The sequence below is a fragment of the Streptomyces sp. NPDC005483 genome, from assembly GCF_040606035.1.
GTDB lineage: Bacteria > Actinomycetota > Actinomycetes > Streptomycetales > Streptomycetaceae > Streptomyces.
This window is the reverse complement of the sequence record NZ_JBEXEA010000014.1, coordinates 1-25,866: the sequence shown is the minus strand read 5'-3', so window position 1 is coordinate 25,866 and position 25,866 is coordinate 1. Positions and strand designations below refer to the sequence as shown.

26 protein-coding genes are annotated in these 25,866 nt (G+C 69.6%); 17 read left to right on the top strand and 9 right to left on the bottom strand.

All coding sequences use genetic code 11. The features are described 5' to 3' along the window. Positions 1-44 precede the first annotated feature (44 nt). The 5 genes from ABZT06_RS25990 (at position 45) to pgi (ending at position 5,039) form a co-directional block, all read left to right on the top strand. Complete coding sequence (locus tag ABZT06_RS25990) at positions 45-1,256, top strand: phosphoglycerate kinase (RefSeq protein ID WP_355745425.1); 1,212 nt, start codon at positions 45-47, stop codon at positions 1,254-1,256. A gap of 6 nt (positions 1,257-1,262) precedes the next feature. Continuing rightward, on the top strand, positions 1,263-2,039 hold the full coding sequence (tpiA, locus tag ABZT06_RS25985; RefSeq protein ID WP_355745422.1) for a triose-phosphate isomerase: 777 nt from the start codon (positions 1,263-1,265) through the stop codon (positions 2,037-2,039). A gap of 103 nt (positions 2,040-2,142) precedes the next feature. Continuing rightward, positions 2,143-2,373 (top strand): preprotein translocase subunit SecG, encoded by a 231-nt coding sequence (gene secG / locus ABZT06_RS25980; protein ID WP_037708349.1) that lies wholly within the window; start codon positions 2,143-2,145, stop codon positions 2,371-2,373. Between the two features lie 214 nt (positions 2,374-2,587). Further along, the gene (locus ABZT06_RS25975; RefSeq protein WP_003976875.1) at positions 2,588-2,923 is read left to right on the top strand and encodes an RNA polymerase-binding protein RbpA; all 336 of its coding nucleotides are present in this window, start codon (positions 2,588-2,590) and stop codon (positions 2,921-2,923) included. A gap of 460 nt (positions 2,924-3,383) precedes the next feature. Continuing rightward, positions 3,384-5,039, top strand: coding sequence for a glucose-6-phosphate isomerase (gene pgi / locus ABZT06_RS25970; RefSeq protein ID WP_355745418.1), 1,656 nt, complete (start codon positions 3,384-3,386; stop codon positions 5,037-5,039). 75 nt (positions 5,040-5,114) lie between these two features. Here the strand turns inward: pgi and pgl are convergent, their stop codons facing one another. Genes pgl through tkt form a run of 5 tightly spaced genes read right to left on the bottom strand, consistent with a single transcriptional unit; the run spans position 5,115 to position 11,800 of the window. Then, positions 5,115-5,897 (bottom strand): 6-phosphogluconolactonase, encoded by a 783-nt coding sequence (gene pgl, locus ABZT06_RS25965; RefSeq protein WP_355745415.1) that lies wholly within the window; start codon positions 5,895-5,897, stop codon positions 5,115-5,117. Next, a complete protein-coding gene (opcA, locus tag ABZT06_RS25960) occupies positions 5,894-7,036 on the bottom strand; it encodes a glucose-6-phosphate dehydrogenase assembly protein OpcA (protein WP_355745412.1) in 1,143 nt (380 codons plus the stop codon). The genes pgl and opcA overlap by 4 nt, the downstream gene beginning before the upstream one ends. Beyond that, on the bottom strand, positions 7,033-8,556 hold the full coding sequence (gene zwf, locus ABZT06_RS25955; protein ID WP_007381231.1) for a glucose-6-phosphate dehydrogenase: 1,524 nt from the start codon (positions 8,554-8,556) through the stop codon (positions 7,033-7,035). Before zwf ends, opcA begins: the two co-directional genes overlap by 4 nt. A 4-nt stretch (positions 8,557-8,560) precedes the next feature. Beyond that, entirely contained in the window at positions 8,561-9,679 is a 1,119-nt protein-coding gene (gene tal, locus ABZT06_RS25950; protein WP_355745408.1) for a transaldolase, read from the bottom strand. Positions 9,680-9,712: 33 nt separating this feature from the next. After that, positions 9,713-11,800, bottom strand: coding sequence for a transketolase (tkt, locus tag ABZT06_RS25945; protein ID WP_355745405.1), 2,088 nt, complete (start codon positions 11,798-11,800; stop codon positions 9,713-9,715). Positions 11,801-12,155: 355 nt separating this feature from the next. Here tkt and ABZT06_RS25940 point away from each other — a divergent pair, with 355 nt between their 5' ends. From ABZT06_RS25940 to ABZT06_RS25925, 4 genes are all read left to right on the top strand, one after another. Then, positions 12,156-13,109 (top strand): heme o synthase, encoded by a 954-nt coding sequence (locus tag ABZT06_RS25940; protein ID WP_355745402.1) that lies wholly within the window; start codon positions 12,156-12,158, stop codon positions 13,107-13,109. 44 nt (positions 13,110-13,153) lie between these two features. Next, the gene (locus ABZT06_RS25935) at positions 13,154-13,486 is read left to right on the top strand and encodes a hypothetical protein (protein WP_355745399.1); all 333 of its coding nucleotides are present in this window, start codon (positions 13,154-13,156) and stop codon (positions 13,484-13,486) included. A 204-nt stretch (positions 13,487-13,690) separates the two neighbouring features. Continuing rightward, positions 13,691-14,797 carry an amidohydrolase family protein gene (locus ABZT06_RS25930; protein WP_355745396.1) on the top strand — a complete coding sequence of 369 codons (1,107 nt, stop codon included), beginning with the start codon at positions 13,691-13,693 and terminating at the stop codon, positions 14,795-14,797. Positions 14,798-14,815: 18 nt separating this feature from the next. Then, the gene (locus ABZT06_RS25925; RefSeq protein WP_355745393.1) at positions 14,816-15,529 is read left to right on the top strand and encodes a nucleotidyltransferase; all 714 of its coding nucleotides are present in this window, start codon (positions 14,816-14,818) and stop codon (positions 15,527-15,529) included. On the opposite strand, the gene ABZT06_RS25920 is transcribed toward ABZT06_RS25925, so the two are convergent. The 4 genes from ABZT06_RS25920 to ABZT06_RS25905 are packed head-to-tail and all read right to left on the bottom strand — an operon-like array spanning position 15,487 to position 19,102. Further along, positions 15,487-16,506 (bottom strand): COX15/CtaA family protein, encoded by a 1,020-nt coding sequence (locus ABZT06_RS25920; protein WP_355745390.1) that lies wholly within the window; start codon positions 16,504-16,506, stop codon positions 15,487-15,489. The genes ABZT06_RS25925 and ABZT06_RS25920 overlap by 43 nt on opposite strands. A gap of 37 nt (positions 16,507-16,543) precedes the next feature. After that, positions 16,544-17,314 carry an ABC transporter permease gene (locus ABZT06_RS25915; protein WP_355745388.1) on the bottom strand — a complete coding sequence of 257 codons (771 nt, stop codon included), beginning with the start codon at positions 17,312-17,314 and terminating at the stop codon, positions 16,544-16,546. After that, a complete protein-coding gene (locus ABZT06_RS25910) occupies positions 17,311-18,234 on the bottom strand; it encodes an ABC transporter ATP-binding protein (RefSeq protein WP_355745386.1) in 924 nt (307 codons plus the stop codon). The genes ABZT06_RS25915 and ABZT06_RS25910 overlap by 4 nt, the downstream gene beginning before the upstream one ends. Before the next feature lie 10 nt (positions 18,235-18,244). Further along, positions 18,245-19,102, bottom strand: coding sequence for an AAC(3) family N-acetyltransferase (locus ABZT06_RS25905; RefSeq protein WP_355745383.1), 858 nt, complete (start codon positions 19,100-19,102; stop codon positions 18,245-18,247). Positions 19,103-19,262: 160 nt separating this feature from the next. Between ABZT06_RS25905 and ABZT06_RS25900 the strand changes: the two genes are divergently transcribed. Genes ABZT06_RS25900 through ABZT06_RS25865 form a run of 8 tightly spaced genes read left to right on the top strand, consistent with a single transcriptional unit; the run spans position 19,263 to position 25,817 of the window. Then, entirely contained in the window at positions 19,263-20,006 is a 744-nt protein-coding gene (locus ABZT06_RS25900) for a metalloregulator ArsR/SmtB family transcription factor (protein WP_355745381.1), read from the top strand. Beyond that, positions 20,003-21,424, top strand: coding sequence for a Fe-S cluster assembly protein SufB (gene sufB / locus ABZT06_RS25895; RefSeq protein ID WP_355745379.1), 1,422 nt, complete (start codon positions 20,003-20,005; stop codon positions 21,422-21,424). The genes ABZT06_RS25900 and sufB overlap by 4 nt, the downstream gene beginning before the upstream one ends. A 52-nt stretch (positions 21,425-21,476) precedes the next feature. Next, on the top strand, positions 21,477-22,658 hold the full coding sequence (sufD, locus tag ABZT06_RS25890; protein ID WP_355745376.1) for a Fe-S cluster assembly protein SufD: 1,182 nt from the start codon (positions 21,477-21,479) through the stop codon (positions 22,656-22,658). Further along, positions 22,658-22,975 (top strand): non-heme iron oxygenase ferredoxin subunit, encoded by a 318-nt coding sequence (locus ABZT06_RS25885; RefSeq protein WP_355745373.1) that lies wholly within the window; start codon positions 22,658-22,660, stop codon positions 22,973-22,975. Before sufD ends, ABZT06_RS25885 begins: the two co-directional genes overlap by 1 nt. A 7-nt stretch (positions 22,976-22,982) precedes the next feature. Further along, positions 22,983-23,747, top strand: a complete 765-nt coding sequence (sufC, locus tag ABZT06_RS25880; RefSeq protein WP_355745371.1) for a Fe-S cluster assembly ATPase SufC — start codon at positions 22,983-22,985, stop codon at positions 23,745-23,747. Then, positions 23,744-25,000 carry a cysteine desulfurase gene (locus ABZT06_RS25875; RefSeq protein ID WP_355745368.1) on the top strand — a complete coding sequence of 419 codons (1,257 nt, stop codon included), beginning with the start codon at positions 23,744-23,746 and terminating at the stop codon, positions 24,998-25,000. Before sufC ends, ABZT06_RS25875 begins: the two co-directional genes overlap by 4 nt. 17 nt (positions 25,001-25,017) lie before the next feature. Further along, complete coding sequence (gene sufU, locus ABZT06_RS25870) at positions 25,018-25,488, top strand: Fe-S cluster assembly sulfur transfer protein SufU (RefSeq protein WP_355745365.1); 471 nt, start codon at positions 25,018-25,020, stop codon at positions 25,486-25,488. Continuing rightward, on the top strand, positions 25,485-25,817 hold the full coding sequence (locus ABZT06_RS25865; RefSeq protein ID WP_028809645.1) for a metal-sulfur cluster assembly factor: 333 nt from the start codon (positions 25,485-25,487) through the stop codon (positions 25,815-25,817). The genes sufU and ABZT06_RS25865 overlap by 4 nt, the downstream gene beginning before the upstream one ends. The last annotated feature ends 49 nt before the right edge of the window (positions 25,818-25,866 follow it).

Here is a 25,866-nt window from a genome sequence, read left to right as displayed (position 1 = left end):
ATCAGCTCTCGTACGATCAGAGCACCCTCACCAGGAGTTCCCTCATGAAGACGATCGACGAACTTCTCGCCGAAGGCGTGGACGGCAAGCGGGTCTTCGTCCGCGCCGACCTCAACGTGCCGCTCGCCGACGGCCGCATCACCGACGACGGCCGCATCCGCGCCGTCCTGCCCACCGTCAAGGCCCTCGCGGACGCGGGCGCCAAGGTGGTCGTGGCCTCGCACCTGGGCCGCCCCAAGGGCGCCCCGGACCCGGTCTTCTCCCTGCTTCCGGCCGCCGAGCGGCTCGGCGAACTGCTGGGCGCGTCCGTGGCGTTCGCCCAGGACACCGTCGGTCCCGCCGCCCACGACGCGGTGAACGGCCTGCAGCCCGGCCAGGTCGCGGTCATCGAGAACCTGCGCTTCAACGCCGGTGAGACCTCCAAGGACGACACCGAGCGCGGCGAGTTCGCGGACCAGCTCGCCGCCCTGGCCGACGTCTACGTCGGCGACGGCTTCGGCGCGGTGCACCGCAAGCACGCCTCCGTTTTCGACCTCCCGGCCCGGCTGCCGCACTACGCCGGCTACCTCATCGCCACCGAGGTCGGCGTCCTGAAGAAGCTCACCGACGACGTCCAGCGGCCCTACGTGGTCGTGCTCGGCGGCGCCAAGGTCTCCGACAAGCTCGCCGTGATCGACCAGCTGCTCGGCAAGGCCGACCGCATCCTCATCGGCGGCGGCATGGCCTTCACCTTCCTCAAGGCCAAGGGCCACGAGGTCGGCGCCTCCCTCCTCCAGGAGGACCAGATCCCGGCGGTCCTGGAGTACATCGAGCGCGCCGAGAAGACCGGCGTCGAGCTGGTCCTGCCGGTCGACGCGGTGGTCGCCCCGGCCTTCCCGGACCTGAAGACCAAGGCCCCGGCGGACTCCACCACCGTCGCCGCGGACGCCATCCCGGCCGACCGGATGGGCCTGGACATCGGCCCGGCGTCCGGCAAGCTGTACGCCTCGAAGATCACCGACGCCGCCACCGTCTTCTGGAACGGCCCGATGGGTGTCTTCGAGCACCCCGAGTTCGCCGAGGGCACCAAGGCGGTCGCCCAGGCTCTCCTCGACTCCTCGGCCTTCACGGTCGTCGGCGGTGGCGACTCCGCCGCGGCCGTGCGGATCCTGGGCTTCGACGAGAACGCGTTCGGACACATCTCGACCGGTGGCGGTGCCTCCCTCGAATACCTCGAGGGCAAGACGCTCCCCGGCCTCGCCGCACTGGAGGACTGACCCCGCATGACCACTCGCACGCCGATCATGGCGGGTAACTGGAAGATGAACCTCAACCACCTCGAGGCCATCGCGCACGTCCAGAAGCTCGCCTTCGCCCTCGCGGACAAGGACTACGAGGCCGTCGAGGTCGCCGTCCTGCCGCCCTTCACCGACCTGCGCTCCGTGCAGACCCTGGTCGACGGCGACAAGCTCAAGATCAAGTACGGCGCCCAGGACATCTCGGCCCAGGACTCCGGTGCCTACACCGGCGAGATCTCCGGCGCGATGCTGGCGAAGCTGAAGTGCACGTACGTGGCGATCGGCCACTCCGAGCGCCGCCAGTACCACGCGGAGACCGACGACATCGTCAACGCCAAGGTCAAGGCCGCCTACAAGCACGGCCTCACCCCGATCCTGTGCGTCGGCGAGGAGCTGGAGGTCCGTGAGGCGGGCAACCACGTCTCCCACACCCTCGCCCAGGTCGAGGGCGGCCTGAAGGACATCCCGGCCGAGCAGGCCGAGTCCGTCGTCATCGCCTACGAGCCGGTCTGGGCCATCGGTACCGGCAAGGTCTGCGGCGCCGAGGACGCCCAGGAGGTCTGCGCCGCGATCCGCGCCAAGATCGCCGAGCTGTACTCGCAGGAGCTGGCCGACCAGGTCCGCATCCAGTACGGCGGCTCCGTCAAGGCCGGCAACGTCGCCGAGATCATGGCGCAGGCCGACATCGACGGCGCGCTGGTCGGCGGTGCCTCACTGGACGCCGATGAGTTCGTCAAGATCGTGCGCTTCCGGGACCAGTAAGTAGGCCCTGGCGGCGATCCGTCGTACTCTTGCGGGGGCATGGCCCTGAAGGCCGTGCCCCCGTCGTTCATCCGAATCCGAGAGAGTTGGTCCAGCCGTGGTTTTGGGGTTCTCGATCGCCCTGATCGTCTTCAGCGGGCTGCTGATGCTGCTGGTGCTGATGCACAAGGGGAAGGGCGGCGGCCTCTCCGACATGTTCGGTGGCGGCATGCAGTCGTCCGTCGGTGGTTCCTCGGTCGCCGAGCGCAACCTCGACCGCATCACCGTGGTGATCGGTCTGCTGTGGTTCGCGTGCATTGTCGTGCTCGGTCTTCTCATGAAGACGAACAGCTGAGCGGCCACGCCCCACACAGCACATACATTCCGCACGTAAGGCCCCATGTTCGGTACGCGCACCTGAGCGCGGCCTATCATGGGGCTTGCGTCTGGATATGGGGGCGGTAACTCCAATCACTGGACGCGCGTTGGGCCTTACGTAGACTGAGGCGCTCGCAACGAAGCGACACGTCGACTCGCTTCGCGGCACCATCACGCAGGGAGTTACGACCGTGGCAAGTGGCAACGCGATCCGAGGTAGCCGGGTCGGGGCGGGGCCGATGGGCGAAGCCGAGCGGGGCGAGTCCGCGCCCCGTCTGCGCATCTCCTTCTGGTGCTCCAACGGGCACGAGACGCAGCCCAGCTTCGCCAGCGACGCGCAGGTCCCCGAAACCTGGGACTGCCCGCGCTGCGGCTTTCCCGCCGGACAGGACCGGGACAACCCGCCGGACCCGCCGCGCACCGAGCCGTACAAGACGCACCTCGCGTACGTACGGGAGCGGCGCAGCGACGCGGACGGCGAGGCGATCCTCGCCGAGGCGCTCGCCAAACTGCGGGGCGAGATCTAGAAGTCGAGAACCGGCCGGGTACCGAGGGTGCCTGGCCGGAGCCGTTTCACGGCTGTGGGCCCCGCGGTGCCCGAGGTCTGGTGACGCGCGGAGTGGGTGCGTGCTGCCCCGCTCACCGCGCCCCGGCCGAGGCGGCCGCCGAGCGGTGCCCGTAGCGCTCGCGTTTCCCCCTTGACGCCGATGGCCCAGGCAACCGGTTCTCCGCGCGAGCGTGTATGCGTGCTGTCCTGCGGGCAGCGCCGGATCGGCGCGCGGTGCCATGGGCGGGGCCGTGTCGGCCCCTTACGCCCCCTCCGCTCGCGGCAGGTCTTCGTGCCGGCCGTCGTCCCGCTGACACCCGTGCTCCCCGCGCACGTACCTGTGGGTGCGCCGGACGCCGACGCCGTCACGGCTCGCGCCCCGCGTTGATCAACTAGGTTGGAACAGCTGGGACAGGCACGAAAGAAGGCTGAAGTCGGACATGAACGCAGACAGCCGTACCAGGCTCAACCGGACGCCGGAATGGACCGCGCTGGCCGAGCACCGCGAGACGCTGGGCGAGGTGCAGTTGAGGGAGCTGTTCGCCGCCGATCCAGGGCGCGGTACCGGATACACCCTGCGGGTCGGTGACCTGTACGTCGACTACTCCAAACACCTGGTCACCGACGAGACGCTGCGGTTGCTGCGCGAACTCGCCGCCGCGACCGACGTGTTCGGCCTGCGGGACGCCATGTTCCGCGGCGCGAAGATCAACACGACCGAGGACCGGGCCGTGCTGCACACCGCGCTCCGCGCCCCACGCGACGCGGTGATCGAGGTCGACGGGGAGAACGTCGTCCCGGACGTGCACGCGGTGCTCGACAAGATGGGCGACTTCGCGGGACGCGTCCGCTCCGGCGAGTGGACCGGGCACACCGGCAAGCGGATCAAGAACGTCGTCAACATCGGCATCGGCGGCTCCGACCTGGGCCCCGCGATGGCGTACGAGGTGCTGCGCGGCTTCACCGACCGCGACCTCACCGTCCGCTTCGTGTCGAACGTCGACGGCGCCGACCTGCATGAGGCCACCCGCGACCTGGACGCCGCCGAGACGCTGTTCGTCATCGCCTCCAAGACCTTCACCACGATCGAGACGATCACCAACGCCACCTCGGCCCGCGAGTGGCTGCTCACCGAGCTGAAGGCCGGCCAGGAAGCCGTCGCCCGGCACTTCGTCGCCCTGTCGACCAACGCCGGGAAGGTGTCGGACTTCGGCATCGACACGGCCAACATGTTCGAGTTCTGGGACTGGGTGGGCGGCCGCTACTCCTACGACTCGGCGATCGGCCTGTCCCTGATGATCGCCATCGGCCCGGACAGGTTCCGGGAGATGCTCGACGGGTTCCATCTCGTCGACGAGCACTTCAGGACCGCGCCCGCCGAGTCCAACGTGCCTCTTCTGCTTGGCCTGTTGGGCATCTGGTACGGCAACTTCCATGACGCGCAGTCCCACGCCGTGCTGCCGTACTCCCACTACCTGTCGAAGTTCACCGCCTACCTGCAGCAGCTGGACATGGAGTCCAACGGCAAGTACGTGGGCCGGGACGGGCAGCCCGTGGAGTGGCAGACCGGGCCGGTGGTGTGGGGCACGCCCGGCACCAACGGGCAGCACGCCTACTACCAGCTCATCCACCAGGGCACGAAGCTGATCCCGGCGGACTTCATCGGCTTCGCCCGGCCGGTCGCCGAGCTCTCCGACGGACTCAAGGCCCAGCACGACCTGCTCATGGCGAACTTCTTCGCCCAGACCCAGGCCCTGGCCTTCGGCAAGACGCCGGACGAGGTGCGGGCGGAGGGAGTGGCCGAGGAACTGGTCCCGCACAAGACGTTCAAGGGCAACCACCCGACGACGACGATCCTGGCCCGCGAACTCACCCCGTCCGTCCTCGGCCAGCTCATCGCCCTCTACGAGCACAAGGTGTTCGTCCAGGGCGCGGTCTGGAACATCGACTCCTTCGACCAGTGGGGCGTCGAGCTCGGCAAGGTCCTCGCCCGGCGCGTCGAACCGGCGCTCACCGAGGGCGCCGAGGTGCCGGGCCTGGACGCGTCCACCAAGGCCCTCGTGACGACGTACCGGGAGCTGCGCGGCAGGCAGTGAACGCACCTGAACGGCCGGAGCCCGTACGGTACTTGACCGTACGGGCTCCGGAACCGATGCGGTCCGCGAACTTCGTCAGGGCGAAGCCGGCGGATACAGCGAGCGTGGCAGCTGGGAGGCCGCCGCCGAGTCCAGCAGCCACAGGGTGCGGGCCCGGCCACGGGCCCCCGCCGCCGGGGCCTGGATCTCGCCCGCGCCGGACAGGGCGATCGCCGCGGCCTGCGCCTTGTCCTCGCCGGCCGCCAGGAGCCAGACCTCGCGGGCCGCGCGGATCGCGGGCAGGGTCAACGACACCCGGGTGGGCGGAGGCTTCGGCGCGCCGTGGACACCGACGACCGTGCGCTCGGTCTCCCGTACCGCGGGGAGCTCCGGGAACAGGGACGCCACGTGGGTGTCCGGGCCGACTCCCAGCATCAGGACGTCGAAGGTCGGGACCGCGCCGTGGTTCTCGGGACCGGCCGCACGGGCCAGCTCCTCGGCGTAGGCAGCCGCCGCGGCCTCGACATCCTCCCCGTGCGGGCCGTCCGACGCGGGCATGGCGTGCACGCGCTTCGGGTCCAGCGGTACGGCGTCCAGCAGCGCCTCGCGGGCCTGCGTGTCGTTGCGCTCCGGGTCGCCCTCGGGCAGGAAGCGCTCGTCTCCCCACCACAGGTCCAGACGGCCCCAGTCGATCGCGTCCCGGGCGGGCGCCGCGGCCAGGGCGGCGAGCAGACCGTTGCCGTTGCGGCCGCCGGTGAGGACGACCGACGCCGAGCCCCGGGAGGCCTGCGCGTCCACGATCTTGGTGATCAGACGGGCCGCGGCCGCCTGGGCCATCAGCTCCTTGTCGTGGTGCACGACCAGCTGAGGGGTGCTCACTTCGCCGCCTTCCCGGACAGACCGGAGGGGACCGGCTTCAGCGATGCCGACGGCGCCGTTTCCCCCCGGGGAGCTTCCGCAGCGCCCTCGACAGGGGCTTTGACGGCGAGCTCGGTGGAGGCTGCGTCCGGCTCTGCGGAGACGGGTTCTCCTTTGGCGGCGGCTCCTTTGGCGCCGGACTCCTCGACGCCTCCCGGCTCCGGAAAGGGCGCCGACGGGTTCAGCCGTTCCACCCCGAAGCGCAGCGCGGCCGCGTACGTGTCGTCCGGGTCCAGCCTGCGCAGCTCCTCCGCGATCAGCTCGGCCGTGTCCCGGCGCTTGAGCGCCACCGCACGGTCCGGCTGCCCCTGGATGGAGAGCGTGGCCAGCGAGCCGTCCGCGCGGTCCAGGACGATCGGACCGCTGTTCGTGTGCATGCGTACCGCTGTGAGGCCGGGACCGCCGGACAGCGAGCGCTTCACCGGCACGTCCAGCCGGTCCGCCAGCCACATCGCCAGCAGCTCGCAGCTCGGGTTGAACTCCTCGCCCTCCACCTCGACGGCCTCCACCTTGCAGGTGACCTGGTCGAGCGCGGCGGCCAGCATCGAACGCCACGGGGTGATGCGGGTCCAGGAGAGGTCGGTGTCGCCCGGCGTGTAGGTGTCGGCGCGTGCCGTCAGCTCGCGCACCGGCTGCTCGGAGGAGTACGTGTCGGTGACCCGCCGCTGGGCGAGCGCCCCGAGCGGGTCCCCGGCCGGGTCGAGCGGCGCGTCCACCGGCCACCAGACGACGACGGGCGCGTCCGGCAGCAGCAGTGGCAGGACGACCGACTGGGCGTGGTCGGCGACGTCGCCGTACAGCCGCAGCACCACCGTCTCGCCGGTGCCCGCGTCCGCGCCCACCCGCACCTCGGCGTCGAGGCGGGACTGGGTGCGGTCACGAGGGCTGCGCGACACCCGCTTGATGACCACCAGCGTGCGCGAGGGGTGCTCGCGCGACGCGTCATTGGCGGCCTTGAGGGCGTCGTAGGCGTTCTCCTCGTCCGTGACGATGACCAGGGTGAGCACCATGCCGACGGCCGGTGTGCCGATGGCCCGGCGGGCCTTGACCAGCGCCTTGTTGATCTTGCTGGCCGTGGTGTCCGTGAGGTCTGTCTTCATGGCCGGCGCCAGCTCCGTCCCTCTCGTGCGAGCATCTCGTCGGCCTCGACCGGACCCCAGGTACCGGAGGGGTACTGGGCGGGCTTGCCGTGCGTGTCCCAGTACTCCTCGATCGGGTCGAGGATCTTCCAGGACAGCTCGACCTCCTCCGTGCGCGGGAAGAGGTTCGAGTCGCCGAGCAGGACGTCGAGGATCAGGCGCTCGTACGCCTCGGGCGAGGACTCCGTGAACGACTCGCCGTAGGCGAAGTCCATGGACACGTCCCGGATCTCCATCGAGGTGCCCGGCACCTTGGAGCCGAAGCGGACGGTGACGCCCTCGTCGGGCTGGACGCGGATGACGATCGCGTTGGAGCCGAGCTCCTCGGTGGCCGTCGTGTCGAAGGGGGAGTGCGGGGCCCGCTGGAAGACCACCGCGATCTCGGTGACCCGGCGGCCGAGGCGCTTGCCGGTGCGCAGGTAGAAGGGGACGCCCGCCCAACGGCGGTTGTCGATCTCCACCTTGATGGCCGCATAGGTGTCGGTCTTGGACTGCGGGTCGATGCCGTCCTCTTGGAGGTAGCCGACCGCCTTCTCGCCGCCCTGCCAGCCCGCCGCGTACTGTCCGCGCACGGTGTCCCGGCCCAGGTCCTTCGGCAGCTTCACCGCGCCGAGCACCTTGGTCTTCTCGGCGGCCAGCGCGTCCGCGTCGAAGGAGGCCGGCTCCTCCATGGCGGTGAGCGCCATGAGCTGGAGCAGGTGGTTCTGGATGACGTCACGGGCGGCGCCGATGCCGTCGTAGTAGCCGGCCCGGCCGCCGATGCCGATGTCCTCGGCCATGGTGATCTGCACGTGGTCCACGAAGGACCGGTTCCAGATCGGCTCGAACATCGTGTTGGCGAAGCGCAGCGCCAGGATGTTCTGGACGGTCTCCTTGCCCAGGTAGTGGTCGATCCGGAAGACCTGGTCCGGGGCGAAGACCTCCTCGACGGTCGCGTTGAGCTCCTCGGCCGACTTGAGGTTGTGGCCGAAGGGCTTCTCGATGACCGCGCGGCGCCAGGAGCCGCTCGACTGGTCGGCCAGCCGGTGCTTCTTCAGCTGCTGGATGACCACGGGGAAGGCGGACGGCGGCACGGACAGGTAGAAGGCGAAGTTGCCGCCGGTGCCCTGGGCCTTGTCCAGTTCGTCGATGGTGTCGCGCAGCCGCTCGAACGAGTCGTCGTCGTCGAAGGTGCCCTGGACGAAGCGCATCCCCTGGATGAGCTGCTGCCAGACCTCCTCGCGGAACGGCGTCCGCGCGTGTTCCTTGACGGCGTCGTGGACGACCTCCGCGAAGTCCTCGTTCTCCCAGTCCCGCCGGGCGAAGCCGACCAGTGAGAAGCCCGGCGGCAGCAGACCCCGGTTCGCGAGGTCGTACACGGCGGGCATGAGCTTCTTTCGTGACAAATCGCCCGTGACGCCGAAGATGACCAGGCCCGACGGCCCCGCGATACGCGGGAGCCGTCGGTCGGCAGGGTCACGCAGCGGGTTGCTGCTCGACAAGATTTCAGCCCTCCGAGGGGGCGAGGCGCTGAAGCTCCGCCTCGGTCGACTTGAGCAGGTCGTTCCAGGCGGCCTCGAACTTCTCGACGCCCTCGTCCTCCAGCAGCTGGACCACCTCGTCGTAGGAGATCCCGAGCTTCTCGACGGCGTCGAGGTCGGCGCGGGCCTGCTCGTACGTACCGGCGACCGCGTTGCCGCGGATCTGGCCGTGGTCCTCGGTGGCGAACAGGGTCGCCTCCGGCATGGTGTTCACCGTGTTCGGCGCCACCAGCTCGTCGACGTACAGCGTGTCCTTGTACGCCTTGTCCTTGACGCCGGTCGAGGCCCACAGCGGACGCTGCTTGTTCGCGCCGGCGTTCTCCAGCTTCGCCCAGCGCTCGCCCGAGAAGACCTCTTCGTACGCCTGGTAGGCGAGGCGCGCGTTGGCCAGGCCGGCCTTGCCGCGGGCGGCCTTGGCCTCGTCGGTGCCGAGCGCGTCGATGCGCTTGTCGATCTCGGTGTCCACGCGGGACACGAAGAAGGACGCCACGGAGTGGATCTTCGACAGGTCCAGACCCCGCTCCTTGGCCTTCTCCAGGCCGGCCAGGAAGGCGTCCATGACCTGGCGGTAGCGCTCCAGCGAGAAGATCAGCGTGACGTTGACGCTGATCCCGAGGCCGATGACCTCGGTGATCGCCGGGATGCCCGCCTGGGTGGCGGGAATCTTGATGAGGGTGTTGGGACGGTCGACGAGCCAGGCGAGCTGCTTGGCCTCGGCGACGGTCGCCTTGAGGTTGTGCGCCAGGCGCGGGTCGACCTCGATCGACACCCGGCCGTCCTGGCCGCCCGTCGCGTCGAAGACCGGGCGCAGGATGTCGGCGGCGTCCCGGACGTCCGCCGTCGTGATCATGCGGATGGCCTCTTCGACCGAGACCTTGCGGAAGGCGAGGTCGGAGACCTGCTGGTCGTAGCCGTCGCCCTCCGAGATCGCCTTCTGGAAGATCGACGGGTTGGTGGTGACGCCCACGACGTGCTGCTGGTCGATCAGCTCGGCGAGGTTGCCGGACGTGATCCGCTTGCGCGACAGGTCGTCCAGCCAGATCGCCACGCCTTCCTCGGAGAGGCGCTTGAGTGCGTCTGTCATGGAATTACATCTCCTACGTGTCGTATGTGAGCGTCAGCGCTGGGCGGTGGTGAGAGATTCCCGCGCCTTGGCGGCCACGTTCTCGGCAGTGAAGCCGAATTCCTGGAAGAGGACCTTGCCGTCCGCCGAAGCCCCGAAGTGCTCCAGGGAAACGATGCGACCGGCGTCCCCGACGTACTTGTGCCAGGTGAGACCGATGCCCGCCTCGACCGCGACACGAGCCCTCACGGCCGGGGGCAGGACGCTGTCCCGGTACCCCTGGTCCTGCTCCTCGAACCACTCCACGCACGGCATGGAGACGACGCGCGTCGGCACCCCGTCGGCCTGGAGCTGCTCACGCGCCTCGACGGCCACGTGCACCTCGGAACCGGTGGCGATCAGGATGACCTGCGGCTCACCGCCCTCGGCCTCGAACAGGACGTAACCGCCCTTGACCGCGTTCTCGTCGGGCTCGTACGTCGGCACGCCCTGACGGGTCAGCGCCAGGCCGTGCGGGGCGCCCTTGCCGAACTCCTTCGTCCAGCGCCGCAGGATCTCGCGCCAGGCGGTCGCGGTCTCGTTGGCGTCCGCCGGGCGGACCACGTTCAGGCCGGGGATCGCGCGCAGCGAGGCCAGGTGCTCGACCGGCTGGTGCGTCGGGCCGTCCTCGCCGAGACCGATGGAGTCGTGCGTCCACACGTACGTCACCGGCAGGTGCATCAACGCCGAGAGCCGCACCGCGTTGCGCATGTAGTCGGAGAAGACGAGGAACGTACCGCCGTAGATGCGGGTGTTGCCGTGCAGCGCGATGCCGTTCATCTCCGCGGCCATCGAGTGCTCGCGGATACCGAAGTGGATCGTGCGGCCGTACGGGTCCGCCTCCGCCAGCGGGTTGTCCGCCGGGAGGAACGAGGAGTTCTTGTCGATCGTCGTGTTGTTCGAGCCCGCGAGGTCGGCGGAGCCGCCCCACAGCTCGGGGATCACGGCGCCGAGGGACTGCAGGACCTTGCCGGACGCGGCGCGGGTCGCGACACCCTTGCCGGGCTCGAAGACCGGGATCGCCGACTCCCAGTCCTTGGGCAGCTCACCCGCGGCGACCCGCTCGAACTCGGTCGCGCGCTCGGGGTTGTTGTTGCGCCACTCCTGGAAGGACTTCTCCCACTCGGCCCTGGCCTGACGGCCGCGCTCCAGCGCCCCGCGGGTGTGCTCGATGACCTCGTCCGCGACCTCGAAGGACTGCTCCGGGTCGAAGCCCAGCACCCGCTTGGTCGCCGCGACCTCGTCGTCGCCGAGCGCCGAGCCGTGGGCGGCCTCGGTGTTCTGGGCGTTCGGGGCGGGCCAGGCGATGATCGAGCGCATCGCGATGAAGGACGGCTTGTCGGTGACCGCCTTGGCCTTCTGGATCGCCTCGAAGATCGCGACCGGGTCGAGGTCGCCGTTGGCCTGCGGCGCGACACGCTGCACGTGCCAGCCGTACGCCTCGTAGCGCTTGACGGTGTCCTCGGAGACGGCCGTCTCGGTGTCGCCCTCGATCGAGATGTGGTTGTCGTCCCACAGCAGGACCAGGTTGCCGAGCTTCTGGTGGCCGGCCATCGAGGACGCCTCGGCGGAGATGCCCTCCTGGAGGCAGCCGTCACCGGCGATGGCGAAGACGAAGTGGTCGAAGGGGGAGGTGCCCTCGGGGGCCTCCGGGTCGAACAGGCCGCGCTCGTAGCGGGCGGCCATCGCCATGCCGACCGCGTTGGCGACACCCTGGCCGAGCGGACCGGTGGTGGTCTCCACGCCCTTGGTGTGGCCGTACTCCGGGTGACCCGGGGTCTTCGAGCCCCAGGTGCGGAACGCCTTGAGGTCGTCGAGCTCCAGGCCGAAACCGGCCAGGTAGAGCTGGGTGTAGAGGGTCAGGGACGAGTGGCCGGCGGACAGCACGAAGCGGTCGCGCCCGACCCAGTCGGGGTCGGCGGGGTCGTGCCGCATCACCTTCTGGAAGAGGGTGTAGGCGGCGGGAGCCAGGCTCATCGCCGTACCGGGATGGCCGTTACCGACCTTCTGTACGGCGTCGGCGGCCAGGACGCGGGCGGTGTCGACGGCCCGCTGATCCAACTCGGTCCACTCGAGGTCTGTGGTGGTCGGCTTGGTGCTCACCCTGGGTCAGGGCTCCTCTCCACATGTCACGCATGTCGAAAATGCCGGTGCACGGGACGCCCGGCCGTTGTCGAGCCTACCCCCGCAAGTACGTGCGTTTTTTCGAGTCATTCCAGACTGCCGGGCCGCGCGGAGATCCGCCTCCCGACTGGGCAGCAGCGCACTTGGCAACTGAATACGCAGCCGCTCGTCCGAGTGCTCAACCGAGTGGGATCGAGCTCTTCCGGGAGCCTCCCCGGACACGACCCGACCCCCGCGAATGTCGGGGTATGGGCAACGTCTACAGTGGCGTGGTACGCGCGAGCCTTTACCGGGACTTCACACGGGCGAGGCTTGCTGGGATGTCTCTGTAGGGGTGTGCGTGACGGCCGTCGAATCCCGTCCAGCGGGGGTGCTCGGTGCGAGCCAGAGCCCGAGCCACCGGCCGTTCGGGGCCCGTGTCAAGGCGTTCGTAGCTCTGACCAAGCCTCGGATCATCGAGCTGCTGCTCATCACCACCGTTCCGGTGATGTTCCTGGCGCAGCAGGGCGTGCCGGACCTGAAGCTGGTCCTGCTCACCTGTGTCGGCGGCTATCTGTCGGCGGGCGGCGCCAACGCGCTCAACATGTACATCGACCGCGACATCGACGCGCTCATGGACCGCACCTCGCAGCGTCCCCTGGTCACCGGCATGGTGTCGCCGCGCGAGTGCCTGGCCTTCGGCATCACGCTGGCGGTCGTCTCGACGCTCCTGTTCGGCCTCACCGTCAACTGGCTGTCCGCCTGGCTGTCGCTCGGAGCGCTCCTCTTCTACGTCGTCGTCTACACGATGATCCTCAAGCGCCGTACCTCGCAGAACATCGTGTGGGGCGGCATCGCCGGCTGCCTGCCGGTCCTGATCGGCTGGTCGTCGGTCACGAACTCCATGTCGTGGGCCCCGGTCATCCTCTTCCTCGTCATGTTCTTCTGGACGCCGCCGCACTACTGGCCGCTGTCCATGAAGGTCCGTGAGGACTACGCGCGCGTGGGCGTGCCGATGCTGCCGGTCGTGGCCTCCAACAAGGTGGTCGCCCAGCAGATCGTGCTCTACAGCTGGGTGATGGTCGTGGTCTCGCTGCTGCTTCAGCCGCTCGGCTACACCGGCTGGTTCTACACGGCGATCGCGCTGCTCGCGGGCGGCTTCTGGTTGTGGGAGGCGCACGGCCTGCAGAACCGTGCCAGGGCCGAGGTGACGGGCGCGAAGCTCAAGGAGATGCGGCTGTTCCACTGGTCGATCACCTATGTGTCGATCCTCTTCCTCGCGGTGGCGGTCGACCCCTTCCTGAGGTAAGGGTCACGTCGCCGTCCCCGGTACTCGTCGGTAGCATCCTGGTCATGGCAGACACGCAGCAGGTTGACGCGAAGGCCGAGCGCAAGGTCGCCCGGCTCGCCAAGCAGATCAGCGCCTTCTCCAAGGAGCACGGCGGCGCCGAGGGCCAGCTGGCCCACATCGGCGAGCGCGGCACCCGGATCGTCCTCGTCGGGGAGGACGGCGGCTGGGGCGACCTGGTGGCCCCCTCGTACGAGATCGCCGAGAAGGCCGTCGAGAAGTCCGGCATCACCGTTCACGAAGAGTTCGACGGCGAGTTCGCCGCCAAGGTGAGGACGGGGCCGTACGAGTGGAGCCGGATGGCCGGAATCCAGGTCGGCGGACCGAGCAACGGCTGATCCGGCGCGCCCCAGAAGGGGCGGGGAACGGCGCGACCAGCCACGACGAGCTCGCGGCCGCTCGGAACCGGTGTCCCCCTCACCGGGGCGGACCGGCTCGACCCGCGGAGCGTTTCGTACGGGGTGTGCGACAGCAACACCTGATGCCCGGTTCACCCGTTAGGACCTGTGAGCAGCGACACGGTCCAGACACCGGGAGCCCGGATGATCGAAACGCCGTCCCTCGTGGACCAGTACTGCCACGGCGTACTGAGGACGGAGCTGGGTCTCGGCACCTTCGAGGCCCAGCTGGCCCGCACCGAGGGCCCGCCCGCCCCGGGGACCACGCTGTTCGACACCCAGACGGGCTTCGCCGTACGCCGCTGGTGCCCGCCGCTGCTCGGCCTGGAGCCGCACTGCCCGCCCGCCCGCTATCTGGCCAGGCGCCGTGAGCTGGGCGTGCTGGAAGCGGGCCGCAGGCTGTTGCGCGGCAGCGGGATCACGACCTACCTGATGGACACCGGACTGCCCGGCGACCTCACCGGGCCCACCGAGCTGGCCTCCGCGGCGGCCGCCGAGGCCCGCGAGATCGTGCGCCTGGAACTCCTGGCCGAACAGGTCGCCGACACCTCCGGCACCGTCGAGTCCTTCCTCGCCAACCTCGCCGAGTCGGTGCACGGAGCCGCCGCGAACGCGGTCGCTTTCACATCGGTCGCGGGCGTACGGCACGGACTCGCGCTCGCGCCCGAACCGCCGGGGCCGGGAGAGGTGCGGGGCGCTGCGGGCCGATGGCTGGCGGGCCGCCGGGTGGGCGGTGAGCTGTCGGACCCCGTTCTGTTACGGCACCTGCTGTGGATCGCGGCCGCCTCGGGCCTGCCCCTCCAACTGCACGCAGGGCTCGGTGAACCCGGGCAGCGCATCGACCCCACCGACCCCGTCCTGCTCACCGACTTCGTCCGGGCCACCGCGGGCCTCGGCACCGACCTCGTCCTGCTGCACAGCTACCCCTACCACCGGCATGCCGCCCATCTCGCCGGTGTCTTCCCGCACGTCTACGCCGACTCCGGAGCCGCCCTCGTGCGCACCGGCGCCCGCGCGGCGACCGTCCTCGCGGAGATCCTGGAACTGGCCCCCTTCGGCAAGATCGTCTTCTCCAGCGGGGCCCACAGCCTGCCCGAACTGCACGTGGTGGGCGCCCGTCTGTTCCGCGAGGCGCTGACCCGCGTGCTGGGCGGCTGGGTCGCGGACGGGGCCTGGTCGCCGGCGGACGCGCAGCGGGTGGCGGGGATGGTCGCGGCGGGGAACGCGCGCAGGGTGTACGGGCTGGAGTGAGCTGTACAGGATGACCCCATGCTGACCGACGCCTTACTGGACCGCTTCCTCACCGCACTGACCCCGCTCGACCCCGTCGCCGTCTGGGCCCACGGCTCACTGGCCGGTGGTGACTACCAGGAGGGTCGCAGCGACCTGGACCTGATCGCCGTCCTCTCCTCGATCACGCCCCGTACGGTGTGGCGGCTGGCGACACTGCACGCCCGGCTGCGGGCCGAGCCGCTGTCCGGGCAGCTGCACTGCACCTACCTGACGCCGTCGGCCGACATGGACGGCCGCCACCTCACCTGGGCGCACGAGGAGCTGTTCAAGCGCCCCGTCACCCCGGTGACCCGGCGCGAACTGCACGACTTCGGGCGGGTGCTGCGCGGGAAGCCGCCGGCGGAACTGCTGCCGCCGGTGCCGGACCGCGACCTCACCGACTTCGTCGTCCGTGACCAGCGTGACTTCTGGCGCCCGGCCGTGGACAACGCCCCGCTGTGGAACCGGGACGTCTGGGTCGACCTGGGGCTGCTGACCTTCGCCCGCGCGAGCGTGACCCTGCGAGAGGGCCGACTGATCTCGAAGCGTGAGGCACTGGAACTGCTGCCGGGGCTGGGAGCGCCCGTGGAGGTCGTCGAGGACATCCGGGGGCGCCGCTACGGCGATCCCGGACCGGCGGTCGAGAACAGGGCGGAGCTGACCCGCGGCTACCTGGGCCCGGCGATCGACGAGCTGGTGGCCGCGTACTGAGCGGGTACCTCGGGCACCTCGCCCTCCGGCCGCTCCCGCAGGGCCAGCAGGACGCGCAGGACCCCGATCCAGACCAGGGCCGAGCCCAGCATGTGCAGGCCGACCAGGAACTCGGGCAGGTCGGTGAAGTACTGCACGTAGCCGATGACGCCCTGGGAGAGGAGGACCAGGAAGAGGTCGCGGGTGCGGTCAAGGGGGTTCCTGGGGGCGTCGACCGCCTTGAGGATGAACCACAGGGCGAAGGTCAGCGACACCACGATCCAGGCCAGGACCGCGTGCACCTTGCTCACGGTCTCCCAGTCCAGGGGCATCCGCTCGACCTCGCTGGAGTCACCGGCGTGCGGTCCGGCACCGGTCACGACCGTGCCGACGAGGATCAGCAAAGAGGCGGCCGCGACCATGAACCACACCAGCTGCTGCACCGGCTTGCCGACCAGCGGGCGGGGTGCCGTGTCGCCCTCGCGGGTGCGCTGCCACATCACCGCGGCGACCGTGATCAGGGCCGTCGTCGCCACGAAGTGGGCCGCGACCGTGTAGGGGTTCAGCCCTACGAGGACGACGATGCCGCCGAGGATCGCGTTGCTCATCACGATCCAGAACTGCGCCCAGCCCAGCCGGGTCAGGCTGCGCCGGTACGGCTTCTCGGAGCGCGCGGCGATGATCGCCCACCCGACGGCGGCGCACAGCACATAGGTGAGCATCCGGTTGCCGAACTCGATGGCGCCGTGGAAGCCCATCGCGCTGGTCGCGGTCAGCGAGTCGTCCGTGCACTTGGGCCAGGTCGGGCACCCGAGCCCCGACCCGGTCAGCCGCACCGCACCGCCGGTGACCACGATGACCACCGCCATGACGAGAGCGGACAGAGCCGCCCGCTGAACCGTCCGGGGAGTCGGGGTCCAGCGGGCGGCGATGAAGGCGAGCGGGTTGCGGACGGCCGCTACGGCGTCGGCGCGGGTCAGGTTCGGCACGCCTTCCATCGTAGGGGGCCGCTTGTGCACGCGTTCACGAGGGCCCCTACTCCCAGCGGAAGAAGCGTCCCGCCAAGGCCAGAGCCGCCACGGCCCACACCGCGAGAATCCCCAGGTCGCCCCACGGCATCGCGGCCCCGTGCTGCAGCACGTCCCGCAGCCCGTCCGACAGGGCCGTGATGGGCAGCAGGCTCAGCACGTCCTGAGTGCCCTGGGAGAACCGGTCCAGGGGGACGATGACTCCGCCGCTGACCAGGAGAAGCAGGAAGACCAGGTTGGCGGCGGCCAGGGTGGCCTCCGCCTTCAGGGTCCCGGCCATGAGGAGACCGAGGCCCGAGAAGGCCGCCGTGCCGAGGACCATGAGCAGCAGGACGGCGAAGGGGTTGCCGTGCGGGGACCAGCCCAGCGCGAAGGCGATCACCGTCAGGAGGATCACCTGGAGGATCTCCGTCACCAGGACCGACGCCGTCTTCGCCGTCATCAGGGCCCAGCGGGGGAGCGGGGAGGAGGCGAGGCGCTTCAGGACGCCGTAGCGGCGTTCGAAGCCGGTCGCGATCGCCTGGCCCGTGAAGGCCGTCGACATCACCGCGAGGGCCAGGACGCCCGGGGCGAGGAAGTCCACCGCCTTGCCCTCGCCGGTGTCGATGACGTCCACCGAGCTGAACAGGACCAGCACGAGGGCTGGGATCACCACCGTCAGCAGCAGTTGCTCGCCGTTGCGCAGGAGCATCTTCGTCTCCAGCACCGCCTGGGTCGCGATCATGCGTCCCAGGGGCGCCGCGCCCGGCTTCGGGGTGTACATACCGGTGGCCGTCACGCGCGCAGCTCCTTGCCCGTCAGTTCCAGGAAGACGTCCTCCAGGGTGTGCCGTTCCACCGAGATCTTCTCCGGCATCACGCCGTGCTGGGCGCACCAGGACGTCACCGTCGCCAGCAGTTGCGGGTTCACCTTGCCGACCACCCGGTAGGAGCCGGGGGTCAGCTCGGCGGCCGTGCAGTCGGCGGGGAGGGCCTTCAGGAGGGACCCCACGTCCAGCCCGGGGCGGCCCGTGAAGCGCAGGGTGTTCTCGGCGCCGCCCCGGCACAGTTCCTCCGGGGTGCCCTGGGCGATGACCCGGCCGCCGTCGATGATCGCCACGTCGTCGGCGAGCTGCTCGGCCTCGTCCATGTAGTGCGTGGTGAGGACGACCGAGACGCCGTCCGCGCGCAGGTCGCGGACCAGGTCCCAGGTCGCGTGGCGGGCCTGCGGGTCGAGGCCCGCGGTCGGCTCGTCCAGGAACACCAGCTCCGGGCGGCCCACCACGGCCATGGCCAGCGCCAGACGCTGCTGCTGGCCGCCGGACAGCCTGCGGTACGTCGTCCTGCCGCAGCTCTCCAGGCCCAGGCGCTCGATCAGCGCGTCCACGTCGAGCGGGTGCGCGTGCAGGCTCGCCATGTGCCGCAGCATCTCGTCGGCCCGGGCGCCCGAGTACACACCCCCGGACTGGAGCATCACGCCGATCCTCGGGTGCAGCTCACGAGCCTGCCGCACCGGGTCGAGGCCCAGGACCCGTACCGTGCCGGAGTCCGGCTTCCGGTAGCCCTCGCAGGTCTCCACCGTCGTCGTCTTGCCGGCGCCGTTGGGTCCGAGTACGGCGGTCACACCCGCCCGGGTCACCAGGTCGAGGCCGTCCACGGCCGTCTTCGTGCCGTACCGCTTCACCAGGGCGTGGACCTGGACCACGGGCTCACTTCGCATGGGCCCGAGTCTAGGTTCGCCGCCCGCGCCGCCGACGGGCGGGTGCAGGATCTCCACCCAGCGCATTTCCGGGCACGTCCTCGTGTGAGCGGTGCAGCGCCAGCCACCGCTGCGCGTACCGCACCGCGTCCGCCACCGGGAACAGCCGTACGTCGGCCGCGCCCGCCTTTCCCCGTACGACGACACCGCTGTCCCGCTCGAAGTCGTACCCGAGTTCGTCGAAGCGGTCCGAGGCGATCGAGACCTCCGTCACCACCTCCCAGCCGTCCGGTCCCGGGCGGCCGACCTTCACCAGCGGGGTCGGGACGCGGTACTCGGCGAGATGGAAGCTCGTGCAGGTGTCGTAGCCCGCGCCGAGGAGCAGCACACGCGCGTGCAGGGCCTCCAGGCGGGCCAGCGGGCTGCGCTCGCCGAGGCGGCAGTCGGGCGCGTGTCCGTCCAGGACGTCACCCGCGCGGGGGCCTATCGCCGCGAAGGACGTCTGCGGGTGGGCGCTGCGCAGGGCGCCGGGCCAGGTGCGGACGGTCTCCGGGACCACGCCGACCCCACGCGCGGGCGTGACGAGGGGGTCGTAGGCGGGCATGGTCGCCCGGATCGTGTCCCACCACTTCTCGGGCACCGGCGGGTTGCCCCACACCGCCGGGTCGGAGAGGTCGCCGGTCTGGGTGGGGACCACGAGGGTGCCGTCCGGGCCGAGGGCGTCCAGGAGGCCCTGGACCACCGCGACCGGGCCTCCGCAGACCCAGCCCAGCGAGCTGAGCGAAGAGTGCAGGAGCAGGATCTCGCCGCTTCTGACACCCAGCTCGCGCAGTTCGTCGGCGAGGGTGTCGCGGGTGACAAGTGGGCCGGTGGGAGGTGGTGTCGGCATGGTTCGGGAGTGTCCCTGACAGAGCCGCCGAATGCCACCGGTTTGATCGATCAAAGATCGTTCCCGCAGGTCAGTTAGGCGAACCTAAGTGATGCAGGGCACCGTCCACCGGACGGGACGCGGCTTGCCCGGTCCTGAGGAATTACGCAACAATGGCGTTGTGAAAAACGTCGGCGAGGTTCGGGCGACCCCCACGGGGGCCCCTCAGGAGGAACTCGCGACCGGTGAGCGGTCCACCCGCAACCGCGTCGCGCGATCCATCCTGGACCACGGCCCGTCGACCGTCACCGAGCTGGCCGGGCGGCTGGGGCTCACCCCCGCGGCCGTACGGCGTCATCTGGACGCGCTGGTGGCCGACGACGTCGTGGAGGCGCGGGAGCAGCGGGTGTACGGCGCGCGGACGCGTGGCCGTCCCGCCAAGGTCTTCGCGCTCACCGACTGCGGCCGGGACGCCTTCGACCAGTCCTACGACAAGCTCGCCGCGGACGCGCTGAACTTCATCCGCGAGCGCTTCGGCGGGGACGAGGCCGTCGTCGCCTTCGCGCGCGCGAGGATCGCCGAGCAGGCCGCCGTGTACCGCAAGGCCGTCGAGTCCGCCGCCCCCGAGCAGCGCACCGAAGCCCTGGCCAGGGCCCTGAGCGCGGACGGGTACGCTGCTACGGCGCGCAGCGCACCGGTCGGCGAGCAGCTCTGCCAGCACCACTGCCCGGTGGCCCATGTCGCGGAGAAGTTCCCCCAGCTGTGCGAGGCGGAGACCGAGATCTTCTCCCAGCTGCTCGGAACACACGTCCAGCGACTGGCGACCATCGCGCACGGCGACGGCGTCTGCACGACGTTCATCCCCAAGATTTCCCACACCCCTGATATCGCATCTGCAAGCACGGCCGGGAGGAACCCCGCATGACTCTCCCCACGGAGACTGCCCACCCTGAGCTCGAGGGCCTGGGCAAGTACGAATACGGCTGGGCCGACTCCGACACGGCCGGCGCTTCCGCGCGGCGCGGTATCAACGAGGACGTCGTCCGCGACATCTCCGCGAAGAAGAACGAGCCGGAGTGGATGACCAAGCTCCGCCTCAAGGGTCTGCGCCTCTTCGGCAAGAAGCCCATGCCGAACTGGGGCTCCGACCTCTCCGGCATCGACTTCGACAACATCAAGTACTTCGTGCGGTCCACGGAGAAGCAGGCGGAGTCCTGGGAGGACCTGCCCGAGGACATCAAGAACACGTACGACAAGCTCGGCATCCCCGAGGCGGAGAAGCAGCGCCTCGTCGCCGGTGTCGCGGCCCAGTACGAGTCCGAGGTCGTCTACCACCAGATCCGCGAGGACCTGGAGGAGCAGGGCGTCATCTTCCTGGACACCGACACCGCTCTCAAGGAGCACCCGGAGCTCTTCAAGGAGTACTTCGGCACCGTCATCCCGGTCGGCGACAACAAGTTCGCGTCGCTGAACACCGCGGTGTGGTCCGGCGGCTCCTTCATCTACGTGCCGAAGGGCGTGCACGTGGAGATCCCGCTCCAGGCCTACTTCCGTATCAACACGGAGAACATGGGCCAGTTCGAGCGGACGCTGATCATCGTCGACGAGGACGCCTACGTCCACTACGTCGAGGGCTGTACGGCGCCGATCTACAAGTCGGACTCCCTGCACTCCGCGGTCGTCGAGATCATCGTGAAGAAGGGCGCCCGCTGCCGCTACACGACCATCCAGAACTGGTCGAACAACGTCTACAACCTGGTCACCAAGCGCGCCGTGGCGTACGAGGGCGCGACCATGGAGTGGATCGACGGCAACATCGGCTCCAAGGTGACGATGAAGTACCCGGCCGTCTACCTGATGGGTGAGCACGCCAAGGGCGAGACCCTCTCCATCGCCTTCGCGGGCGAGGGCCAGCACCAGGACGCCGGCTCCAAGATGGTCCACATGGCGCCGAACACCTCCTCCAACATCGTCTCCAAGTCGGTGGCGCGCGGCGGCGGCCGTACGTCCTACCGCGGTCTCGTCGAGATCGGCGAGGGCGCCCACGGCTCCAAGTCCAACGTGCTGTGCGACGCGCTGCTCGTCGACACCATCTCCCGCTCCGACACGTACCCGTACGTGGACGTCCGCGAGGACGACGTGTCCATGGGCCACGAGGCGACCGTCTCCAAGGTCTCCGAGGACCAGCTCTTCTACCTGATGAGCCGCGGCCTCAGCGAGTTCGAGGCGATGGCGATGATCGTGCGCGGCTTCGTCGAGCCCATCGCGAAGGAGCTGCCCATGGAGTACGCCCTCGAACTCAACCGGCTGATCGAGCTGCAGATGGAAGGCGCGGTCGGCTGAGCGATCGCCGTCCATCCAGTCACTTACGTAGGAAGAGAGCAGACCGACAGCCATGGCTGAGGCTCAGAACATCCCGGTGGGCAGCACGACCGCCGGCCAGATCGCGGTGGCCGCCGAGTCGACCGTCGCCACGCGCATGAGCGCGCCCCCGTCCTTCGACGTCGCGGACTTCCCGGTCCCGCACGGCCGCGAGGAGGAGTGGCGGTTCACTCCGCTGGAGCGCCTGCGCGGGCTGCACGACGGCACCGCCGTGGCGACCGGCGACGGCGTGAAGGTTGACGTGCAGGCCCCCGAGGGCGTCACCGTCGAGACCGTCGACCGCGACGACGCCCGGATCGGCAGGGCGGGCACCCCGGTGGACCGCATCGCCGCCCAGGCGTACTCGGCGTTCGAGAAGGCCGGTGTGGTCACCGTCCCCAAGGAGACGGTCCTCACCGAGCCGATCCGCATCGCCGTGCACGGCGAGGGCGGGGTCCGCTACGGCCACCAGGTCGTCGAGCTCGGAGCCTTCGCCGAGGCCGTCGTCGTCATCGACCACACCGGTGACGCGGTGCTCGCCGCCAACGTCGACTACATCCTGGGCGACGGCGCCAAGCTGACCGTCGTCTCCGTCCAGGACTGGGACGACAAGGCCGTGCACGTGGCCCAGCACAACGCGCTGATCGGCCGGGACGCGTCCTTCAAGTCGGTCGTGGTGACCTTCGGCGGCGACGTCGTACGGCTGCACCCGCGCGTGTCCTACGCCGGCACCGGCGGCGAGGCCGAGCTGTTCGGGCTCTACTTCACGGACAAGGGCCAGCACCAGGAGCACCGCCTCCTGGTCGACCACAACACCCCGCACTGCAAGTCCAACGTCGTCTACAAGGGCGCGCTGCAGGGCGAGGGCGCCCACGCGGTGTGGATCGGCGACGTGCTCATCGAGGCCAAGGCCGAGGGCACGGACACCTACGAGATGAACCGCAACCTCGTCCTCACCGACGGCGCCCGGGTCGACTCCGTGCCGAACCTGGAGATCGAGACCGGCGAGATCGTCGGCGCCGGGCACGCCAGCGCCACCGGCCGCTTCGACGACGAGCAGCTCTTCTACCTGATGGCCCGCGGCATCCCGGCCGACGAGGCCCGGCGCCTGGTCGTCCGCGGCTTCTTCGCCGAACTGGTCCAGCAGATCGGTGTCGACGACATCGAGGAGCGCCTTCTCGTGAAGATCGACGAGGAGCTGGAGGCCACCGTCTGATGGCCTTCGTACGCGCCTGCGGGTTGAGCGAGCTGGAGGAGGACACCCCGAAGAGGGTGGAACTCGACGGCACGCCGGTCTCGGTCGTCCGTACCGAGGGGGAGGTGTTCGCCATCCACGACATCTGCTCCCACGCCAACGTCTCGCTCTCCGAGGGCGAGGTGGAGGACTGCCAGATCGAGTGCTGGCTGCACGGCTCCAGCTTCGACCTGCGCACCGGCAAGCCGTCCGGCCTTCCCGCGACCCGCCCCGTCCCCGTATACCCCGTAAAGATCGAAGGGGACGACGTTCTCGTCTCCCTCACCCAGGAGTCCTGAGGCACCCATGGCAACGCTTGAAATCCGAGACCTGCACGTCACCGTCGAGGCCGACAACGCCACGAAGGAGATCCTCAAGGGTGTCGACCTGACCGTGAAGCAGGGCGAGACGCACGCCATCATGGGCCCCAACGGCTCCGGCAAGTCGACGCTCGCCTACTCGCTCGCGGGTCACCCGAAGTACACGATCACCGGCGGCACCGTCACCCTCGACGGCGAGGACGTCCTGGAGATGGCGGTCGACGAGCGCGCCCGCGCGGGCCTGTTCCTGGCCATGCAGTACCCGGTCGAGGTCCCCGGCGTCTCCGTCTCCAACTTCCTGCGCACCTCCGCCACCGCCATCCGCGGCGAGGCCCCCAAGCTGCGTCTTTGGGTGAAGGAGGTCAAGGAGGCCATGGAGCGCCTCCACATGGACTCCTCCTTCGCCGAGCGCAACGTCAACGAGGGCTTCTCCGGTGGTGAGAAGAAGCGCCACGAGATCCTCCAGCTCGAGCTGCTCAAGCCCAAGATCGCGATCCTCGACGAGACCGACTCCGGCCTCGACGTCGACGCGCTGCGGGTCGTCTCCGAGGGCGTCAACCGCGTCCGTGAGACCGGCGAGGTCGGCACCCTGCTGATCACGCACTACACGCGCATCCTGCGCTACATCAAGCCCGACTTCGTCCACGTCTTCTCCGGTGGCCGGATCGTCGAGTCCGGCGGCGCCGAGCTCGCCGACAAGCTGGAGAACGAGGGCTACGAGGCATACACGAAGGGTGGCGTATCCGCGTGACACAGCTGCCGGGCCTCCTCGACACCGAGGCGATCCGCAAGGACTTCCCCATCCTGGACCGGCTGGTCCACGACGACCGGAAGCTCGTCTACCTGGACAACGCGGCGACCTCGCAGAAGCCGCGCCAGGTGCTGGACGCCCTGAGCGAGTACTACGAGCGCTACAACGCCAACGTCCACCGCGGTGTGCATGTGCTCGCCGAGGAGGCCACGGCGCTGTACGAGGGTGCGCGCGACAAGGTCGCCGAGTTCATCAACGCGCCCTCGCGCGACGAGGTGATCTTCACCAAGAACGCCTCCGAGTCGCTCAACCTCGTGGCGAACATGCTGGGCTGGGCCGACGAGCCCTACCGCGTGGACTCCGAGACCGAGATCGTCATCACGGAGATGGAGCACCACTCCAACATCGTGCCGTGGCAGCTGCTGGCGCAGCGCACCGGCGCGAAGCTGAAGTGGTTCGGGCTGACCGACGACGGCCGCCTCGACCTCTCCAACATCGACGAGGTCATCACCGAGAAGACGAAGATCGTCTCCTTCGTGCTGGTCTCCAACATCCTGGGCACGGTCAACCCGGTCGAGGCGATCATCCGCCGGGCGCAGCAGGTCGGCGCGCTGGTCTGCATCGACGCCTCCCAGGCCGCCCCGCACATGCCGGTGGACGTGCAGGCGCTCCAGGCCGACTTCGTGGCCTTCACCGGCCACAAGATGTGCGGCCCGACCGGCATCGGCGTGCTGTGGGGCCGGCAGGAACTCCTGGAGGACCTGCCCCCGTTCCTCGGCGGCGGCGAGATGATCGAGACCGTGTCGATGCACTCGTCGACGTACGCCCCGGCGCCGCACAAGTTCGAGGCGGGCACGCCCCCGGTCGCGCAGGCGGTGGGCCTGGGCGCGGCCATCGACTATCTGAACTCGATCGGCATGGACAAGATCCTCGCCCACGAGCACGCGCTGACCGAGTACGCGGTCCAGCGGCTGACGGAGGTCCCCGACCTCAGGATCATCGGCCCGGCCACGGCCGAGGACCGGGGCGCCGCGATCTCCTTCACGCTCGGCGACATCCACCCGCACGACGTGGGCCAGGTCCTCGACGAGCAGGGCATCGCGGTCCGGGTCGGCCACCACTGCGCGCGGCCGGTCTGCCTGCGGTACGGAATTCCCGCGACCACGCGAGCGTCGTTCTATCTGTACTCCACTCCGGCCGAGATCGACGCACTGGTCGAGGGCCTGGAGCACGTACGGAACTTCTTCGGCTGACGGGAACGGGCTATCGCATGAAGCTGGACTCGATGTACCAGGAAGTCATCCTGGACCACTACAAGCACCCGCACGGGCGTGGTCTGAGGGATGGCGACGCCGAGGTGCACCACGTGAACCCGACGTGCGGCGACGAGATCACGCTCCGCGTGAAGTACGACGGCACGAGGATCGAGGACGTCTCCTACGAGGGCCAGGGCTGCTCGATCAGCCAGGCCAGCGCGTCCGTCCTGAACGATCTGCTGGTCGGCAAGGACCTGGCTCAGGCGCAGCGCATCCAGGAGACCTTCCTGGAGCTGATGCAGTCGAAGGGCAGGATCGAACCCGACGACGCGATGGAGGAGGTGCTGGAGGACGCGGTCGCGTTCGCCGGCGTCTCCAAGTACCCGGCCCGGGTCAAGTGCGCCCTCCTCAGCTGGATGGCATGGAAGGACGCGACGGCCCAGGCGCTGGACGCCGGAGCCGACGCCGAAAGGAAGACGGCATGAGCGAGACCGTTGAGATGAAGCCGGCCTCGGAGGAAGAGGTCCGCGAGGCGCTGTACGACGTCGTCGACCCCGAGCTGGGCATCGACGTCGTCAACCTCGGCCTGATCTACGGCATCCACATCGACGACGCGAACATCGCGACCCTCGACATGACCCTGACCTCGGCGGCCTGTCCGCTGACGGACGTCATCGAGGACCAGGCCAAGTCCGCCACGGACGGCCTCGTCAGTGAACTGCGCATCAACTGGGTGTGGATGCCGCCGTGGGGGCCGGACAAGATCACGGACGACGGGCGCGAGCAGCTTCGGGCGCTCGGGTTCAACGTCTGAGGTTCTTCGGCAGTGACGAAGCGGGGGGCCCGAGAGGGGGCGCCCCGGG

Coding starts and splice junctions, on each gene's coding strand:
- tpiA (WP_355745422.1), top strand. CDS start 1,263: ATGACCACTCGCACGCCGATCATGGCGGGTAACTGGAAGATGAACCTC.
- sufU (WP_355745365.1), top strand. CDS start 25,018: ATGAAGCTGGACTCGATGTACCAGGAAGTCATCCTGGACCACTACAAG.
- pgi (WP_355745418.1), top strand. CDS start 3,384: ATGAACGCAGACAGCCGTACCAGGCTCAACCGGACGCCGGAATGGACC.
- opcA (WP_355745412.1), bottom strand. CDS start 7,036: ATGAAGACAGACCTCACGGACACCACGGCCAGCAAGATCAACAAGGCG.
- ABZT06_RS25930 (WP_355745396.1), top strand. CDS start 13,691: ATGATCGAAACGCCGTCCCTCGTGGACCAGTACTGCCACGGCGTACTG.
- ABZT06_RS25920 (WP_355745390.1), bottom strand. CDS start 16,506: ATGGAAGGCGTGCCGAACCTGACCCGCGCCGACGCCGTAGCGGCCGTC.
- ABZT06_RS25990 (WP_355745425.1), top strand. CDS start 45: ATGAAGACGATCGACGAACTTCTCGCCGAAGGCGTGGACGGCAAGCGG.
- sufB (WP_355745379.1), top strand. CDS start 20,003: ATGACTCTCCCCACGGAGACTGCCCACCCTGAGCTCGAGGGCCTGGGC.
- sufC (WP_355745371.1), top strand. CDS start 22,983: ATGGCAACGCTTGAAATCCGAGACCTGCACGTCACCGTCGAGGCCGAC.
- sufD (WP_355745376.1), top strand. CDS start 21,477: ATGGCTGAGGCTCAGAACATCCCGGTGGGCAGCACGACCGCCGGCCAG.
- ABZT06_RS25925 (WP_355745393.1), top strand. CDS start 14,816: ATGCTGACCGACGCCTTACTGGACCGCTTCCTCACCGCACTGACCCCG.
- ABZT06_RS25905 (WP_355745383.1), bottom strand. CDS start 19,102: ATGCCGACACCACCTCCCACCGGCCCACTTGTCACCCGCGACACCCTC.
- ABZT06_RS25935 (WP_355745399.1), top strand. CDS start 13,154: ATGGCAGACACGCAGCAGGTTGACGCGAAGGCCGAGCGCAAGGTCGCC.
- ABZT06_RS25865 (WP_028809645.1), top strand. CDS start 25,485: ATGAGCGAGACCGTTGAGATGAAGCCGGCCTCGGAGGAAGAGGTCCGC.
- ABZT06_RS25885 (WP_355745373.1), top strand. CDS start 22,658: ATGGCCTTCGTACGCGCCTGCGGGTTGAGCGAGCTGGAGGAGGACACC.
- tal (WP_355745408.1), bottom strand. CDS start 9,679: ATGACAGACGCACTCAAGCGCCTCTCCGAGGAAGGCGTGGCGATCTGG.
- ABZT06_RS25910 (WP_355745386.1), bottom strand. CDS start 18,234: ATGCGAAGTGAGCCCGTGGTCCAGGTCCACGCCCTGGTGAAGCGGTAC.